General features: G+C 46.5%; 16 protein-coding genes. 6 read left to right on the top strand and 10 right to left on the bottom strand.

The annotated features are described in order from the left end of the window. Nucleotides 1-119: 119 nt before the first annotated feature. Nucleotides 120-494, bottom strand: coding sequence for a winged helix-turn-helix transcriptional regulator (locus AC3WU2_RS26000; protein WP_492457865.1), 375 nt, complete (start codon nt 492-494; stop codon nt 120-122). 125 nt (nt 495-619) lie between these two features. Between AC3WU2_RS26000 and AC3WU2_RS26005 the strand changes: the two genes are divergently transcribed. Beyond that, a complete protein-coding gene (locus tag AC3WU2_RS26005; protein WP_492457866.1) occupies nt 620-1,654 on the top strand; it encodes a zinc-binding alcohol dehydrogenase family protein in 1,035 nt (344 codons plus the stop codon). Between the two features lie 117 nt (nt 1,655-1,771). Here AC3WU2_RS26005 and nudK read toward each other — a convergent pair whose 3' ends face one another. Continuing rightward, nucleotides 1,772-2,722, bottom strand: a complete 951-nt coding sequence (nudK, locus tag AC3WU2_RS26010; protein WP_492457867.1) for a GDP-mannose pyrophosphatase NudK — start codon at nt 2,720-2,722, stop codon at nt 1,772-1,774. Beyond that, complete coding sequence (locus AC3WU2_RS26015; RefSeq protein ID WP_492457868.1) at nt 2,719-3,942, bottom strand: MerR family transcriptional regulator; 1,224 nt, start codon at nt 3,940-3,942, stop codon at nt 2,719-2,721. The genes nudK and AC3WU2_RS26015 overlap by 4 nt, the downstream gene beginning before the upstream one ends. A gap of 163 nt (nt 3,943-4,105) precedes the next feature. Between AC3WU2_RS26015 and AC3WU2_RS26020 the strand changes: the two genes are divergently transcribed. Continuing rightward, nucleotides 4,106-4,303: a hypothetical protein gene (locus tag AC3WU2_RS26020; protein ID WP_492457869.1), complete on the top strand. Its 198-nt coding sequence runs from the start codon at nt 4,106-4,108 to the stop codon at nt 4,301-4,303. Between the two features lie 32 nt (nt 4,304-4,335). On the opposite strand, the gene AC3WU2_RS26025 is transcribed toward AC3WU2_RS26020, so the two are convergent. The 3 genes from AC3WU2_RS26025 to AC3WU2_RS26035 all read right to left on the bottom strand — a co-directional run bounded on the left by AC3WU2_RS26025 (nt 4,336) and on the right by AC3WU2_RS26035 (nt 6,865). Beyond that, entirely contained in the window at nt 4,336-5,634 is a 1,299-nt protein-coding gene (locus AC3WU2_RS26025) for a DUF5050 domain-containing protein (RefSeq protein WP_492457870.1), read from the bottom strand. 149 nt (nt 5,635-5,783) lie between these two features. Further along, the gene (locus tag AC3WU2_RS26030) at nt 5,784-6,176 is read right to left on the bottom strand and encodes an iron chaperone (protein WP_492457871.1); all 393 of its coding nucleotides are present in this window, start codon (nt 6,174-6,176) and stop codon (nt 5,784-5,786) included. 35 nt (nt 6,177-6,211) lie between these two features. After that, nucleotides 6,212-6,865: a M48 family metallopeptidase gene (locus AC3WU2_RS26035; protein ID WP_492457952.1), complete on the bottom strand. Its 654-nt coding sequence runs from the start codon at nt 6,863-6,865 to the stop codon at nt 6,212-6,214. Between the two features lie 159 nt (nt 6,866-7,024). Between AC3WU2_RS26035 and AC3WU2_RS26040 the strand changes: the two genes are divergently transcribed. After that, nucleotides 7,025-7,372: a hypothetical protein gene (locus AC3WU2_RS26040; protein ID WP_492457872.1), complete on the top strand. Its 348-nt coding sequence runs from the start codon at nt 7,025-7,027 to the stop codon at nt 7,370-7,372. Nucleotides 7,373-7,436: 64 nt separating this feature from the next. Here AC3WU2_RS26040 and AC3WU2_RS26045 read toward each other — a convergent pair whose 3' ends face one another. After that, entirely contained in the window at nt 7,437-7,943 is a 507-nt protein-coding gene (locus AC3WU2_RS26045; protein ID WP_492457873.1) for a ferritin, read from the bottom strand. A gap of 251 nt (nt 7,944-8,194) precedes the next feature. On the opposite strand from AC3WU2_RS26045, the gene AC3WU2_RS26050 reads away from it, so the two are divergent. Together AC3WU2_RS26050 and AC3WU2_RS26055 are read left to right on the top strand one after the other, a co-directional pair. Next, nucleotides 8,195-9,175, top strand: coding sequence for a helix-turn-helix transcriptional regulator (locus AC3WU2_RS26050; RefSeq protein ID WP_492457874.1), 981 nt, complete (start codon nt 8,195-8,197; stop codon nt 9,173-9,175). 196 nt (nt 9,176-9,371) lie between these two features. Continuing rightward, nucleotides 9,372-10,541 carry an MFS transporter gene (locus tag AC3WU2_RS26055; protein ID WP_492457875.1) on the top strand — a complete coding sequence of 390 codons (1,170 nt, stop codon included), beginning with the start codon at nt 9,372-9,374 and terminating at the stop codon, nt 10,539-10,541. On the opposite strand, the gene AC3WU2_RS26060 is transcribed toward AC3WU2_RS26055, so the two are convergent. Further along, the gene (locus AC3WU2_RS26060; protein WP_492457876.1) at nt 10,532-11,002 is read right to left on the bottom strand and encodes a hypothetical protein; all 471 of its coding nucleotides are present in this window, start codon (nt 11,000-11,002) and stop codon (nt 10,532-10,534) included. The genes AC3WU2_RS26055 and AC3WU2_RS26060 overlap by 10 nt on opposite strands. A gap of 194 nt (nt 11,003-11,196) precedes the next feature. Here AC3WU2_RS26060 and AC3WU2_RS26065 point away from each other — a divergent pair, with 194 nt between their 5' ends. After that, nucleotides 11,197-11,538, top strand: a complete 342-nt coding sequence (locus AC3WU2_RS26065; protein ID WP_379349210.1) for a helix-turn-helix domain-containing protein — start codon at nt 11,197-11,199, stop codon at nt 11,536-11,538. Between the two features lie 69 nt (nt 11,539-11,607). On the opposite strand, the gene AC3WU2_RS26070 is transcribed toward AC3WU2_RS26065, so the two are convergent. Both AC3WU2_RS26070 and AC3WU2_RS26075 read right to left on the bottom strand, forming a co-directional pair. Next, complete coding sequence (locus tag AC3WU2_RS26070; RefSeq protein ID WP_492457877.1) at nt 11,608-12,855, bottom strand: chloride channel protein; 1,248 nt, start codon at nt 12,853-12,855, stop codon at nt 11,608-11,610. Nucleotides 12,856-13,029: 174 nt separating this feature from the next. After that, entirely contained in the window at nt 13,030-14,475 is a 1,446-nt protein-coding gene (locus AC3WU2_RS26075; RefSeq protein ID WP_492457878.1) for an alpha/beta hydrolase family protein, read from the bottom strand. Between the last annotated feature and the right edge of the window lie 109 nt (nt 14,476-14,584).

Raw genomic sequence — 14,584 nt, forward strand, 5'->3', positions numbered from 1 at the left:
CTGCCTCCGGTAGAGTACCGGAAGCAGCTTACAGCCTAGGGCTTTATTCAGTGTCTATAAAATGGGGTCTTGACCATAGGATGTGGGGGTTATATTTTCTTAAGCTTAAATCCGTACAGTCATTGAGTATCTTCATCGCTTTGTGTTCCAGCTTCATTAAGTTTGATCTTATACGTCTCACCCCATTCTTTCATGGACAATATGATTGGTGTCAACGTTTTTCCAAAATCGGTTAGTGAATATTCTACTTTTGGAGGTACCTCTTTGTAAACTTCACGGTGAATGATACCATCCCGCTCAAGCTCCCGCAGCTGCAAGGTAAGCATAAACTGTGTAATGTCCGGATAGAGACGCCGAAATTCATTAAACCTTTTTGTACCGTCAAGAAGATGATAAAGAATTATCCCTTTCCATTTCCCTCCAATGACATTCAATGTTGTTCCTACCGGACATCCTTCAGTACTTGGTCCTTGCTTATTTATTCGATCTCCCATAATCCTTGATCTCTCCAATAGTATAATTTTTAATACTATATACTAAAAATATGCGTACTTCATCATTTAAATTATACACTATATAATTCATTCATAAGACATTACACTTAAAAGGATGAAAAAAAATGAGTGATCATCAAATGATGAAGGCAGTCGGTCTTTACCGTTACCTCCCAATTGAAAACCCTGATAGCCTGTTGGATCTTCAACTTCAAAAACCATCTCCAATCGGCAAGGAACTTCTTGTTAAGGTACAAGCAATCTCTGTAAATCCGGTTGACTATAAGGTGCGTTCCTCTAAGTCCAAAATAGAGGACACCCCAAGAATCCTAGGTTGGGATGTATCAGGTATTATAGAAGAGACGGGTCCTGAATGTACATTGTTTAGTCCTGGTGATGAGGTCTATTACGCGGGAAGTCTTATGCGACAAGGCGGGAACAGTGAGTATCATTTGGTTGATGAGAGAATTGTGGGGAAAAAGCCTACATCACTCGACTTTGCACAAGCCGCAGCGCTTCCCTTAACAACGATTACAGCCTATGAAGGACTGTTTGACAGACTTCTGATCAGTCATGATCCCAATCAAAATGATGATAAAACGATTCTTATTGTAGGCGCAGCCGGTGGGGTTGGGTCAATTGCAATCCAATTAGCAAAACTAGTGGGTCTCAAAGTCATTGGTACAGCTTCACGTCTGGAATCGATACAATGGGTAAAAGACTTGGGGGCCGACTTCACGATAAACCATTTCGAAGAATTCATCCCGCAACTACACGAGCTAGGTATTGATTCTGTGGATTATATCTTTTGCCTCAACACGACAGAGCGGCACTGGGCAAATATGGCCGAAGCGATTGCACCCCAAGGAAAAATATGTTCTATTGTTGAAACAGAAGAATTACTAAACATTCAACTATTGAAGAACAAAAGTGTTACGTTTGTTTGGGAAACCATCTTTACCCGCCCCATTTTCCAAACAAGTGATATGATCGGGCAGCACAACTTGTTAAATGATGTAGCAGATTGGATTGACGGCGGGAAAATTAAAACTACATTAGCAGAGCGAATTTCTCCAATCAATGCCGAAAACTTGAAGAGAGCACATACCAAACTAGAATCCGGAGCCTCTATTGGAAAAATTGTAATAGAGGGTTTCTGATGACCCTCGCCTCATTCATTTATGGATGATGGTACCGAGGGAGTTGAATAACAGATAAAAGCAGCGCAAAACTGTATTGTTCCAGTTTTGCGCTGCTTTTGTTGATGCGACACCTACCTAAGCCAGTACTGGTATTTCATCGAGATCAAGGTATACCCTTTTCCCCTTGGCCTCAGCAGTTCTTACCATCTCGTCGGCACCCTTGGACGGTCCTCCTATTCTAAGAACTGCATCACAATGGGATAACAGCCGAACGGCCGATGGGTGGAACATCCGCTCGAATATCTCATCTCCGATACGTTGCGAACCGGCCGTCTCCATGAGCGGCAGGGCGTACCATTCGCCGAGAACCGGCAGATGCCCCATCTCATACACGCGCAAGGCCGCTTCATTCATCAGCCGCATATTGGCCTCGATTAGCTCCGAATCGTCTCCCGTATTGGAACGATAAGGCCCCGCGATTAGGATATGCTGAGGTTGGCTCACAGGATGAAGCAACCCGTGCAGCTGAGCATATTGAAGCAGCATGATCGTTTTCGCATCACGTATTTCACCGTTCTCCACCATGTTCAGGGCTTGTCCGAAGGGCAGCTCCAGCACTTCGATCTCTTCCTGCTCTTTTTCTACGCCTCCGCCCTGACCCGTCTGCATATGCGGCGTATATTCTGCCACGAAGAAATAGAGTATTTCCGTCACCGATCCCGGGGACATATAAGCCTCCCCAATCTTGTGCACGTTGGATACTCGGTAGCCGGTTTCCTCTTCCGTCTCACGGCGAATGCAGTCCTCCGGCGAGTCCTTATCCAGCAGCCCCGCACAAGCCTCAATAAGCAGACCCGTCTCATTGCCGTTCATATACGTCGGCATCCGAAATTGCCGGGTCAGAATGACGGTTTGCTTCTCCCGGTTATACAACAGAATCGCAGCGCCGTTGCCACGGTCATACGCTTCTCTAGCTTGCGTTTCCCAGCTGCCGTCACGCTTCTGATACTTGAAGGTCATTTTTTTCAGCACATACCAATTGTTCGATAATATCTCTTCTTTCACGATTTCAATGTTCGGTATCATCCCGATCTCCCCTTATCCTCATCCGTTTTTCTGGCCAAAAAGAATCCCGTATCCTTCGTGATGTAGAGACTGCCTTGTTCCGCAATCTTACCCTTCAAATAAGTCGTGAATTGGTCGAGCTTGGTGCCGACAAGAACCTTCCTCGCATTCATCGGCGTAGAAGTTATGTATTGGATGAGCGGCTGCACCTCATCGATCCGCATATCATCCTCGAACCGGATCTGCTCGATCTCGGTGAACGCAGCCCGCAGCGTATCTCTTCCGTTATCAAGCTGGAAGCGTTCCATCACAGGGTCAAGCACCTGAATTTGCGGATCGAACGCTCGGGTCAACTGCTCGATTTCTTGCAGATGACGCGTGCTCATCGTAGAGGCGTACAAGCACCCGCCAGGTTTCAGCACACGGTGCATCTCGGATATGGCACGATTCATATCGAGCACATGATACAACATGTGATTGGCGATCACGATATCGAACTCGTTGTCGTGGAAAGGAATCTCCTGGGCGTCGGCAAGCAGAAATTTGAACCGTCCGCTGTGAGCACCCAAGCTCATCCGCGCCTGCTCAAGCATCCCTGCCGATAGATCCGTAAGCGTAATGCTCCAGGTTTCTGGAATGAGGTCTGTATTCCTTCGCCATAAGGCCGCATCACCACAGCCGAGCTCCAGTACCTTGAGATGGGGAAGCGAGCCCAGATGCTCGAAGAACCACCGATGCCATCCCGTCTTGTTCGAACTAAACTGATCATACAATCGCATTCTCGCCTGCAGCCGCACCGCATTATGGTACTGCTCACTCCAGTCCTTCTCCTTATGAATCGTTCGCATCACGTCCGCTACACCTTCCCAATCGACTTGCTGTCCCTGTTCATCCACCTTCCCCAGTGCTTCATCAATGGCTTTGGATACGTATTGTAAATGAGCGATTTGAGATTGGATGATTTCTTTTTGCATCTTCAATGAACTTCCCAGATCTTGTTCGGGGGTGGTGTCATCTTGAATGAATTGTCTGATCTCGGCCAGGGACAACCCGATGTACTTAAGCATCTGGATCTTGTGCAGCCGTGCCACATCTTCCTTACTGTAGAGGCGGACAGAAGCATGGTTGTATTGTGACGGCTTCAGCAATCCGATCTTGTCATAGTAGCGAAGTGTTCTTAGCGTCATCCCCGTTCGCTTCGCAAGTTGCCCCGTTGTGAAGTAATGGTGTTCCTCCGGCATCACGCACTCCTCCTCCTCGTGATTCCTATTGTATTCGGTGACGCTGCGTCACCTGCAAGCTTTATTTAACTTCATCGCTGAAGTTTTTCACTTTTCCTGTCACAAATGGCGAAGTTGAGATTGTTATTTCTATGAACAACAACGAAGATAGGAGAAATTTAAGATGAAGAACACATCGTTAACCTTATTAACAAAGATCGCAGCCACCTGTGCAGCAGCACTTCTCGGGACGGGGGTTATAACGAATACCTTCGATCAGAGCACAGGGGAGAAGCTCCTGCCGGATGAATTCGAATTAACGCTCCAGACTGAGGCAAAAGGCGGAAAGCCGCCCTATACACCGCTTATTGCTGGCGTATAGGGCGGCTTTCCGTAGCCGTGAGCTTCTGCTCCTTATTGTTTGTCAATCAGAACGATATGATCAATCGTCTCTTCACTTAGCTTTGTACTCGTCTTACCATCATCCGCCATATGGTACAATCGTCCGTTGTCTCCAGCATTGATATAGAAAAATCCAGATACATTATCTTTGTATTTTACATAATCCCATTCCACGCCAACGATTTTCTCCAATGAAAGATCATTCTTCAACAAATATGCGCCACTATCCGCAAAGATCAAGGTCGCTCTTGCTTGACTATCCGTTACGAGATTACGAACATACCAAGCGTCGGTAACGGGCAATGTTTTGGTGCTGACGACTTTATTATTCTTGAGCGTACTCACATAAGCATGGCCACCCGCATCAACAAATGCGAGCTTATCTGTTCCTACACTTGCAATCTCTGGCACGCCAGATTTATGCAGATCAATCGTTTTTCCTTCTGAGGTCAAGAGTGTCCCTTTGCTGATACTATAATCGTAATCTCCATCTACATTCAGCTTAATTCCTTTGTTAAATACAAAGAGATGGTTAGCCCACCAGCCGGAATAAGCCGCATTCACATCAAGTGGAGCTTTTGCATTAACGGCTTTCGCTGCCCCGCCTTTGGCAGGCATGGCGTAAATTACGATACTGTTCGTGGAGTATTGGACTTCTTCCGGTTTGATATTTACTACGAAATACAAGGTTGAACCCGTAACTCGTGCTTCCCAAGGCTTCTCAAAAGCACCTGCTGCAATCCATTGCACTTGTCCCGTACCATCAGCTGCCTTCGATGCCACCCAAGTCTTGCGTCCGTCTTTCAGTGCATTATAATAGACGCGACCTTCAACCACGACAAAACCAGAGAATTTCGTATCTGCCATATCGGCAATCAATTTGGCTTCGGATTTATCCACCGCATTGGCTGGCGCGCGATAGATTTTCCCTTTACTATCCATATAATACAAGAAGTTATGATCCGTCTCAAAATAGATTGCATCATCGAAGAATCGTTTTGGTATATTCGTCGATCCGTCTACAGGAACACGCAGTAACGTCGTTGATCCTTGGCTGTATGCAAAATATAAATAGTCTCCAGCAGGCTTCATCTCGGTGCCTTCAAAATTAAAACTTTTCAACAATCGTTGTGCTCCAGTACCATCACTTTTCACACGATACAAATCACTATCGGATACATAATAGACATACGCATCCCCCGTTGCAGCAGCCGCCTTATCTAAGGCTAAGGTTCCGATACCTGTCAACATCAGTGAACAGAGTAGAACCACACTACACGTTTTCTTAATTAGTGTAGAAATACTTTTCATTATCGATACATCCTTTCTAGGTAGGTTGTACCCCTTCTTCAAGGAGGTGCACTTTACCTATATCGGATGAACCACCAGATTTGTTATATTTTTCATGAAATAATGTTAATTTCTGTAATCATCTCAACCTGAGATTCGGACTCGTTCAATTACTTTTTCTTCTTCGCCGCTTTCTGTTCAGCCTTCGCGAGGTTCTCCGCGACCCTGAACTTCACGATCTTGGCGATCAGTTCCATCGGCATCGGCTGGCCCAGCGGGAATTGAATCGTCCCTTTGCCTGCCTTGTAAGGAGCTAGCTCCTGCTCGAATTCCTCGATCCCGCTCGGAGCCGGATAGAACCCAATATGGTTCTTGAACGCGGCAAAATGCACCACATTGCCATGCTGCGCAAACGTCGGCATTTGGTAACTGATCTTCTCCGTCGCTTCGGGCGCGGCCTCTCGGATGACCTGTCGGATCGATTCCAGGATCTCCTGAATGTCCGCTGGAAAGGTTGAAATGTAATGATCAATCGATTCATACGTCGTTTTGTTCCCGTCCATAGTACCGTCCCCTCTCCTACTCATTCTTTAAGGTATTACAACGTCATAGCTTGTCCATACCTTGCGAGAAACGCTTCTTTCGCTTTGTAATCCGGCATGACGCTTCCGACGCGCCGCCAGAAGGATCGATCATGATTCATGTGCAGGAGATGGCAGAGCTCATGAATGACGACATAGTCGATCACCTCGATGGGCGCCATCGCTAGTCGGTAATTGAAGGTGAGATGCTTAGCCGAGCTGCAGCTCCCCCACTTCGTTCTGGACTCCTCAATGATGTAGGATTTCGGCGTGACTTTCAGCTGCTTCTGATAAATCTTGATCCGTTCCCCAATCACCTTCTTGCAGCTGGCGAAATAGAACTTCTTCAGGTCGCGTTGAAGCTCGTCTTCCGTCCGTCCATTCGTCTCGATTAATTCTTGCAGCGCATGGTATTTGCCGAGATGAAGGAACTTGCCTTCCTCTTGATATTCTCTGACCTTCGGGGCTGTCCGAGCCGCCTCAATCGCTTGCAATTGCTTCACAATCTTGCTTCCATGCTGCTTCACCGCGCTCATCACGACATCGTCGCTTGTATGATTCGGTGCTTTTACCGTCATGAGACCCGAAGGGTCGATATGGATCGAGAGCTTTTTGCGTGGTCCGTATTCTACATGAAATTCGATACTTCGTTGTCCTAATTCTATTCTCATCATCAACATCGTTCCTATAAGGTTTTATCAAATTCTCTCCCCCTATTGTACCAGAATGGGTTGGCGCTAGAGAGCGTCAATTTTTCCTGCATAGGGATAAGAAAGTTGCACCTAGGAAACATTAAGAAGATACTTGCACGTATTCTTCAGGAGGTTGTCATGTTCTACCTATATAGCGTTGTACTCCTATTCGGAGGACTAACTGTCATTAACCTTATTTTCTCATATCAGAGCAAGCATATTGATCCAATGTTCTGGACCACCTTCAAATTCCAGCTCATGATGATTCCGGTATTCTTAGCAGCCAATCTAAGTGTCGGATACGGCGTGAAATTCGGTGTGAAAGCCGCTCACAATCTTAGCTTTGTCCTCGTGACTGCCAAATGCATCGAGGTGCTGATCTCGATCGGTATGGGGTATCTGTTCCTTCGCGAAGTTCCCAACTGGAAGACATGGGTTGGCGTCGGCGTGATTGGAATTGGACTTTTTCTCGTGAAGCAGAAATAAGCTCGGAGCATACAGAAGAAGCTGCCTTCCCTATTGGGAAAACAGCTTCTCAGTGGTGTATGGCCTATTCTTCGCCTGGCGTGAACGTGCGCTTACCCAGCTCAGAATCGAGCATATAGAACGCGTTGCTATCGTTGTCGATGCGGCGCAGCTTCTGAATGATGCTATCGAAGGTTGCTTCTTCCTCTACCTGCTCATCAATGAACCATTTGAGGAAGTTGATCGTTGCATGCTCCCGCTCATCCCACGCGATATCGGATAATTTGTAGATGCGCTTCGTTACCGTCTTCTCATGCTCGAAGGAATGCTCGAACGCATCCAGCAAGGAGCTGTATTCATTCTGAGGATTCTCCATGCCGCTGACAACGGCGCGTTTCCCCAACGTATTTATATAGTGGAAAATTTTCATTCCATGATATTTCTCTTCTTCCGACTGCATGATGAAGAAATTCGCAAATCCATCAAAACTCTCCGACGAACAATACGCCGCCATCGCCAGATATACCTGCGAGGAATAAAACTCATAATTCATTTGATCGTTCAACTTCGCGAGCAGCTTCTCACTTAACATTCGGATCACTCTCCCTTATTCGCTTGTCTAGATGAAAGGTAAGCTTGTACCGTATTTGACCACCATTCGACACCTTTCCATGGCAATCGATGTTATCCTGCACGATTTACCTTCCTTCTATTCCTAGTATGTTGGAATTTAACGGGAATGTAAACCACTATAGCACATTTTATTGAAAATGATTATCAATTAGAAATATAATAAAGTAACAACTTTTGGCATATAGAATGTAGAACAAGAGGGTGATGAACATGAACGCCAATGCTTTTCCTGCCATTTTCTACGGATTGATGGAGCGTATGCATCTGCCAAGCCCCCCTTCCGATGAGGAGAGAATACGCATCCCCGAGATCATAGGCCAAGGCTCTATAGAACGCATTCGGCTTCGTAACGGTATTGAGATCCACACCTGGGACTTTCAGCTGGAGGAGACTGATGCGGTCGAATTTACTTCTTCGTCTTCTTTTATCGATTTGAATTTCCTTCTCCATGGACATTTCGATTATTCGGTTGACGGCGTACGGCAGCAGGCCGTAGTGAATTTCAATCAACTAACGTCCAAGAACCAACGGAAGAGGATCAAATATGTCGCCGGCGTACAGGTGACTTTTCTGAAAATTCGCATCCCCCCTCCCATATTCGAAGAGCTACTGCAGCAGCTCTCTTCGGACCTCAGTCTGGATGTGGGATTCGTAGATGCGATGCACGGCGGATCTTATTGCCAAGAGGCACTTGACCCTGCTGTACAGATCATCCTATGGCAAATGCTGCGCTGCCCTTATCCGCGAGGGATAAGGAGCATGTATATGGAAGCCAAAGTCACAGAGCTCCTCGCAATTTATTTCTTGTCTCTCCTGCGTCCTTCCACTAGCGATTCAATAGGTAAGCCTTCCATACTACGCGGAGATGACACGGTGAAGCTGCATGCCGTACAACGACTGTTGCTTCAGAACATGGAGAATCCCCCGACACTCATGGAGATCGCAAAGGAAGTCGGCCTGAATGACTTCAAGCTCAAAGCCGGCTTCAAGGAAATGTTCGGTACGACGGTGTTTGGCTACTTGCGTGAGAAGCGATTGGAACGGGCACTCTACTTGCTGCAGCAAGGCCAATTGAATATTACCGAAGTGGCGTATGCGGTGGGCTATTCGAACCCTGGATATTTCGCTGCTGCTTTCAAGGAGAAGTACGGTGTTAAGCCGAGCCAGCTCTTAAAGACTCAGCATGTATGAAGATGAGAACAGGATGAGGTAGCCTTCACAAGCTGCTCCTCCTGTTTTTTTATGTCGTTAAAAATAAGAAATCCATGCCGTGACAGAAATAATCCGTGCAGTGGAAGACGGAAAAAGGATACACATGATACCTTTCTATGTACAACGGGAAGTCATGATTGAGTTAACCGTAAGTCCTTGAAAGGTGTTGATTCTGATGAAAAAAATGCTGATCTTATATGTGCTCGGGCTAAGTACGTTCCTAGCCTCGTTATCGCAGACGATTATTACGCCGATCCTGCCGGATATGGTGAATCAACTGCATACGTCGAATTACGGGGTCAACATAAGCATCTCGATCTTTATGTTCGTCTCCGCCATCATGCAAATCGTGTACGGTCCCCTCGTCGACTCCAAAGGCCGCCGCCGCATCATCATTCCGACGATAACCCTATTCGTGATCGCCTCCATCGGATGTGCAGTGGCTACGAATATCTATGTTCTGTTGATCTGTAGGGCACTGCAAGCGATAGGCATTGCATCGACATCGGTCGTGACAGCGACGGTCATCGGCGATTTGTTCGAAGGTAACAGCCGGGGCAAAGCGATGGGAACGTATCAGATGTTCGTGGCGCTTGGGCCTATCATCGGGCCGACGCTCGGCGGTGTCATAGGCACCTATGCCGGTGTATTTATCCTATTGGCCGTCTTCGGGTTGCTGCTCGTACTAGCTACGGTACGCTTTCTGCCGGAGACACGGCCCGAGGGTGCTGTTGGTACACGGTTCAAGCTTGATAGCTTTACCTCTATTATGAAGAATCGCATAGGCTCCGCCCTACTGCTGATTGGGTTCACCCAATTTTTCACGCTGTATAACTTCCTGGTCTTCCTGCCGAATATTCTAAGCTATCGCTATGGACTCGATTCGAAGCAGATCGGATTCGTCTTCTTGCCGATGTCGGTCATGTTAATGGTCGGCAGCTTCTTAGGGGGACGAATCCAGACGATGGTGCCGCCACGTAAAGGTCTGATTGCAGCATGTCTGCTCAATTTCCTTGTCGTGATTGGATTTATTGGACTATCGTCCATATCCTTAACGCTATTAATTGTCACAACGGCGCTGTACGGGATAACGGCGGGCATCTCGATGCCAATGCAGACGACCATTCTAGCTGAGGAATTCGTTCGTGATCGGGCGACAGCGATCGGGGTATATAACTTCATCCGTTTTGTAGGGATGGCGTTAGGTCCTGTCGTCGGTGGATTGTTGTACGCAGATAGCAGCTATGGCTGGCTGTTCGGATTCTCCGCCCTTCTCTTCGGTGCAGGGATCTGGTTCGGCGGCGTTAAATTGAGTATACGCAGACCGCGTGTCGTTCAAGGGTAAATTGGAGAGCTCCCCTGATGCAATTCTGTGCATTGCGTTGTGATTCGAGCGGACAGGTGCATGCGTATGTCCTCCACCGTGTTCAGCATCTTCTCCAGATGAGAGCTGTGCATGTGCTGAAGCAGTGAAATATCCTTGCAGCTTGCCAAATAGTGAATGTTGAGAATAAACGTGACCATGTCCAAATGCGGAATCGACTCGGCTGCCGCGAGTTGCATGACATCATGATGAGATAATGAAGCTGGAGCAACCTGGCAGTTGTTCTCTTTCATATACACCGCCTTCAGCATATAGTCCAGCGCACGGTCGCTAAACAAGATGCACACATGCACAGAGGATGGATGCATAAAATAGGCCGCCGAGTCGATGTGGAGCTGTGATAGCTGCTGCAGCTTCCTAATCGTCTTAGCTTGGATTGAGCGATGATCTCTGCATTCATCAAGGATGGTTGAATGATTCACATGCTTCAGCTCCCACTCGGATTAGTGCACGATTCAACGGTTGCGGTTATGATTTGGCGAATCGTGGAAATACTTACCTTTATATCCCATTATACTACATAATAATATCAATAAGTACAATTTATGATATTTAAATGATGGTGTATGATGGGTCGTATTTTATCTACACTTTCTAGTAGAGAGGTGTGGAAGGAATGACGGATAAAGAAGTACTTCTTCGGGTTGGGGCGCGCATTCGCGAACTGAGGAAAGAAAAAGGCTTAACGCAGGAAGCGCTTGGCGAAAAAGGCGGCTTTCACTTTTCCTATGTCGGACAGGTTGAACGAGGCGAGAAGAACGTCGCGTTATTGAACCTCGCCAAAATTGCGGAAGCGCTCGATGTAGACATCTCGCAGCTCTTCACCCCGATCAATCAAGATAATACCGAGAAATCACAATCGGATATTCAGGAAATTACATATATGCTGAATCAGCAGAACCCTCAGAAGATTGCCATGGCGAAGAATGTGGTGAGGGAAATTTTTAATTATAAGTAAGGTCAAGCCAAAACAAAGAAGCTTCCATACCCACTTCAGATGTGGATTGGAAGCTTCTTTTTCTGTGTTTCAAGTAACATTTTCAGCATCCTGCAGCCATTTCAGCTTTTTGAACAGATAGATCGGCAGATATGCCGCTATGATCATTGGGATAATTAGCTCGAATGGGAATATCATCATTAAAATCAATACAACGGCGATTGGCTTTTTGAGTATCGCACTGGTAAGTGCAGTCGTGACGATAGCAATGGATGTTACGGGATCTATTGGGAAGATCGACGCCATGGCGTACCCTATACTTACCCCTGCGAAAATAATAGGAAATATGTGTCCTCCGCGCCAGCCCGTGGATAGACAAAATTCGGTTAAGAATAACTTAACAATACCTAATATCAATAATAAATAAATGGACATCTGGGGCCAGTCTGCCGCTAATTCTGTCAGCTCATGCTCCCCTGAGAATAAAGTCAGAGGAAGCACTGTGCCTATTAATCCGAGTGCTAATCCGCCAATCACAGCTTTTAGGACTGTATAATGATCAAGCGGCTTGAGTGCCTTATGAAAAACAGATCCAAAAAACCCATACAATTTTGCCAGCAATACCCCGATCAGTATCAGTGGGATGATCGCTATGATTTCTTTCCCACCAATATTTGCCGGACCAAAATCAGCTATCGTAAATTTTCTGTTATCGATTTTGGATAAAAATACAAATACACCAAAACCAGCAGCCGTCGTGATGGTATACACAAGTATCTTGATCAACTTGATAAATCTAGGGTCTTTCCGATCCTCAAAGAATGTCGTCACACCAAAAAACGGGGATCTGAAAATCATACCAATGGTTGTCTCAACACTGTACTCGATGATGATATCTCCATATTCATTGGCGACAGGTTTTTTCTTCACTCTAGCTTTAAGCACGTCTCCTGCCCATGTAGAAAGACCGCCTACAATGCCAACCAAAGCCGCCTCGGGACCGAGACTGGCTCCAAAAGAAAGAACACAAAGCGCAGTAATCGCACTCTTCAATCCTGAACTGTAATCAATTCTTTTGGTTGCCTTGAATTCTGCTAATACAGCCTCCATATTACGCGGGTAATTACCAAAGTACTTCTGACATATTCCGACCAAAATACCTCCGACTAAACACACGATGAAGGTCCAATATGGAACTTGAACCACACTCGGTATCGTATCCCATAAAAAGTGAGTCGTTAAAGAGACAATAGCTAAAAAGCTCCAAGTCAAAAGCCCAGCAACCCCGCCGATCATGACGCTATTTAGCGTTAAACGACTTAAACTTAATAATTTCATCTTGTTATTTCCCCTCCTTCCTTAGAAACAATAGCAACAAGGGAGAGATTCCGAATGGAATAATTATTTGAGTATAGCAAAAGAAGCATGAAGAAACCACTCGTTCATTAAGAATCCACGTATCAATGGACATTAAAAAAAGACGACCCCTGATGAATTCAGAGGCCGTCAAACCTATGGGTTCACTTTAAAATTCACTTCCGGATATTTGGCAGCTAATCCTTGCAGTGCAGAATCGTCCTTTCCTTTTAGATACCGGTCGAAAAAAGCAACACTGAATTCATTCACGATGCGATGATCCCGCCGAGGGTCTGGTCCGTTCAACCCCAGCAGTGGAGAGAATAACGCGAGATCGGAATAGCTTGCATGCTTGGAACCTGGAATAAGTAAGGATAGACCGCCGCCTGCCAGCGCATGGCCTGATTTCTGAATATATTCTTTCCTCGGGGCTTCAAACGCTTCGCGGCTTACCCCGCCTAACTGCTTGGCAACATCATCGTAAGAGGTCATCACCTTATTGTAGGTCTCCTCTGCATACATCATTAGAAACGGTTTGCCAAGTCCTTTATCAGAAACCGGAGAACCATAAAATCCACCGTCCATACTCAGGGCAGCCTTCACGCGCGGATCATTCTTGACCATCTGCAGCGTAACGGCTCCACCGAATGAATGTCCAAGCATACCGATTCGATCCATATCGATTTTGCCGGTAAAACGCCCCATCGGATCATTCCGATTCAGCTTCTCTACTTGATCGAGCATAAAGGTGGCATCAGCCGTCCATAGCGGAATGTGCTTGGTGTACTCGGCATTGGAAGTCAGGTTGGGATCGATTTTACTTGGCGCTACGCGTCCATCAGAATACACGGTGGCAGCCGCTTCATAGGCATAATCCGTGGCCATCACGATATAACCGTGGCTTGCCAGTTCCTCCAGTTGGAACATATTCTGATTGCGATACCCGTTCATCCCGTGGGAGAAAATCAATACAGGATAACGGCTTTCCGAGTCCGATAGCTTGGCTTCCAACATTGCATGCGTCTTGATCAGATTCAAATGGCTTAGCGTAAAAGCTGGAAGGTTCATCATGTTCGTCGATATGGCTTGCGTCATGGTCGAAGCATTCTGGAGATAACTGCTCTGCTCTTCCTTGCTTCCTTCCGCGGCCGGATACCATACTTGCACCATCAGTTCACGATTGTCAGCTGTGTTCTCCGAGTAAGGTTCATGCCGTTGTTCATCCACCCAATGATACACGGTTGATCCGACCGTATAAGGCCCCGTCGGTTTCTCGAACGAGAATACCGGCATCAGCCAAGGCGGGGCGATGGAAGCGAACAAAAACATGATCAATAACACCATCTGCATCGAGAAAGCGACCGGGCTTCTACGTCCTTCTTTCCGCCTGCCCACGTAGAAATATGCCGTTAATACGAATGGCGTCAAATAAGCCGGAATCATCTCCCACCGTGCACCTTCAACGGCAACCTGTGCAATCACCAAACCAAAGGCGACCACCAATGGGATCACAAAGGTCTTCCCGACCTTCCTGTTTGCAATCACCGCCCAGAACAACAATCCAAAATTGACCGCAATCAACACGATCTCCAACAGTCTCATCTGTATCCCTCCTACGACAAGTCACTGAATAAGTTCCATCTTACTCTCGAAAAATGAAGACTAACGGAGGGAAATTCTGAATATTTTCTCAAGTGTCTTTGTTACGGCC

It is taken from the genome of Paenibacillus sp. EB106-05-06-XG162 (genome assembly GCF_058791655.1).

Excerpts from the sequence above, each read along its gene's own strand:
- AC3WU2_RS26075 (WP_492457878.1), bottom strand. The coding sequence starts at position 14,475 with ATGAGACTGTTGGAGATCGTGTTGATTGCGGTCAATTTTGGATTGTTG.
- AC3WU2_RS26040 (WP_492457872.1), top strand. The coding sequence starts at position 7,025 with ATGTTCTACCTATATAGCGTTGTACTCCTATTCGGAGGACTAACTGTC.
- AC3WU2_RS26050 (WP_492457874.1), top strand. The coding sequence starts at position 8,195 with ATGAACGCCAATGCTTTTCCTGCCATTTTCTACGGATTGATGGAGCGT.
- AC3WU2_RS26030 (WP_492457871.1), bottom strand. The coding sequence starts at position 6,176 with ATGGACGGGAACAAAACGACGTATGAATCGATTGATCATTACATTTCA.
- AC3WU2_RS26055 (WP_492457875.1), top strand. The coding sequence starts at position 9,372 with ATGAAAAAAATGCTGATCTTATATGTGCTCGGGCTAAGTACGTTCCTA.
- AC3WU2_RS26000 (WP_492457865.1), bottom strand. The coding sequence starts at position 494 with ATGGGAGATCGAATAAATAAGCAAGGACCAAGTACTGAAGGATGTCCG.
- AC3WU2_RS26015 (WP_492457868.1), bottom strand. The coding sequence starts at position 3,942 with ATGCCGGAGGAACACCATTACTTCACAACGGGGCAACTTGCGAAGCGA.
- AC3WU2_RS26020 (WP_492457869.1), top strand. The coding sequence starts at position 4,106 with ATGAAGAACACATCGTTAACCTTATTAACAAAGATCGCAGCCACCTGT.
- AC3WU2_RS26005 (WP_492457866.1), top strand. The coding sequence starts at position 620 with ATGAGTGATCATCAAATGATGAAGGCAGTCGGTCTTTACCGTTACCTC.
- AC3WU2_RS26065 (WP_379349210.1), top strand. The coding sequence starts at position 11,197 with ATGACGGATAAAGAAGTACTTCTTCGGGTTGGGGCGCGCATTCGCGAA.
- AC3WU2_RS26045 (WP_492457873.1), bottom strand. The coding sequence starts at position 7,943 with ATGTTAAGTGAGAAGCTGCTCGCGAAGTTGAACGATCAAATGAATTAT.
- nudK (WP_492457867.1), bottom strand. The coding sequence starts at position 2,722 with ATGATACCGAACATTGAAATCGTGAAAGAAGAGATATTATCGAACAAT.
- AC3WU2_RS26070 (WP_492457877.1), bottom strand. The coding sequence starts at position 12,855 with ATGAAATTATTAAGTTTAAGTCGTTTAACGCTAAATAGCGTCATGATC.
- AC3WU2_RS26035 (WP_492457952.1), bottom strand. The coding sequence starts at position 6,865 with ATGAGAATAGAATTAGGACAACGAAGTATCGAATTTCATGTAGAATAC.
- AC3WU2_RS26025 (WP_492457870.1), bottom strand. The coding sequence starts at position 5,634 with ATGAAAAGTATTTCTACACTAATTAAGAAAACGTGTAGTGTGGTTCTA.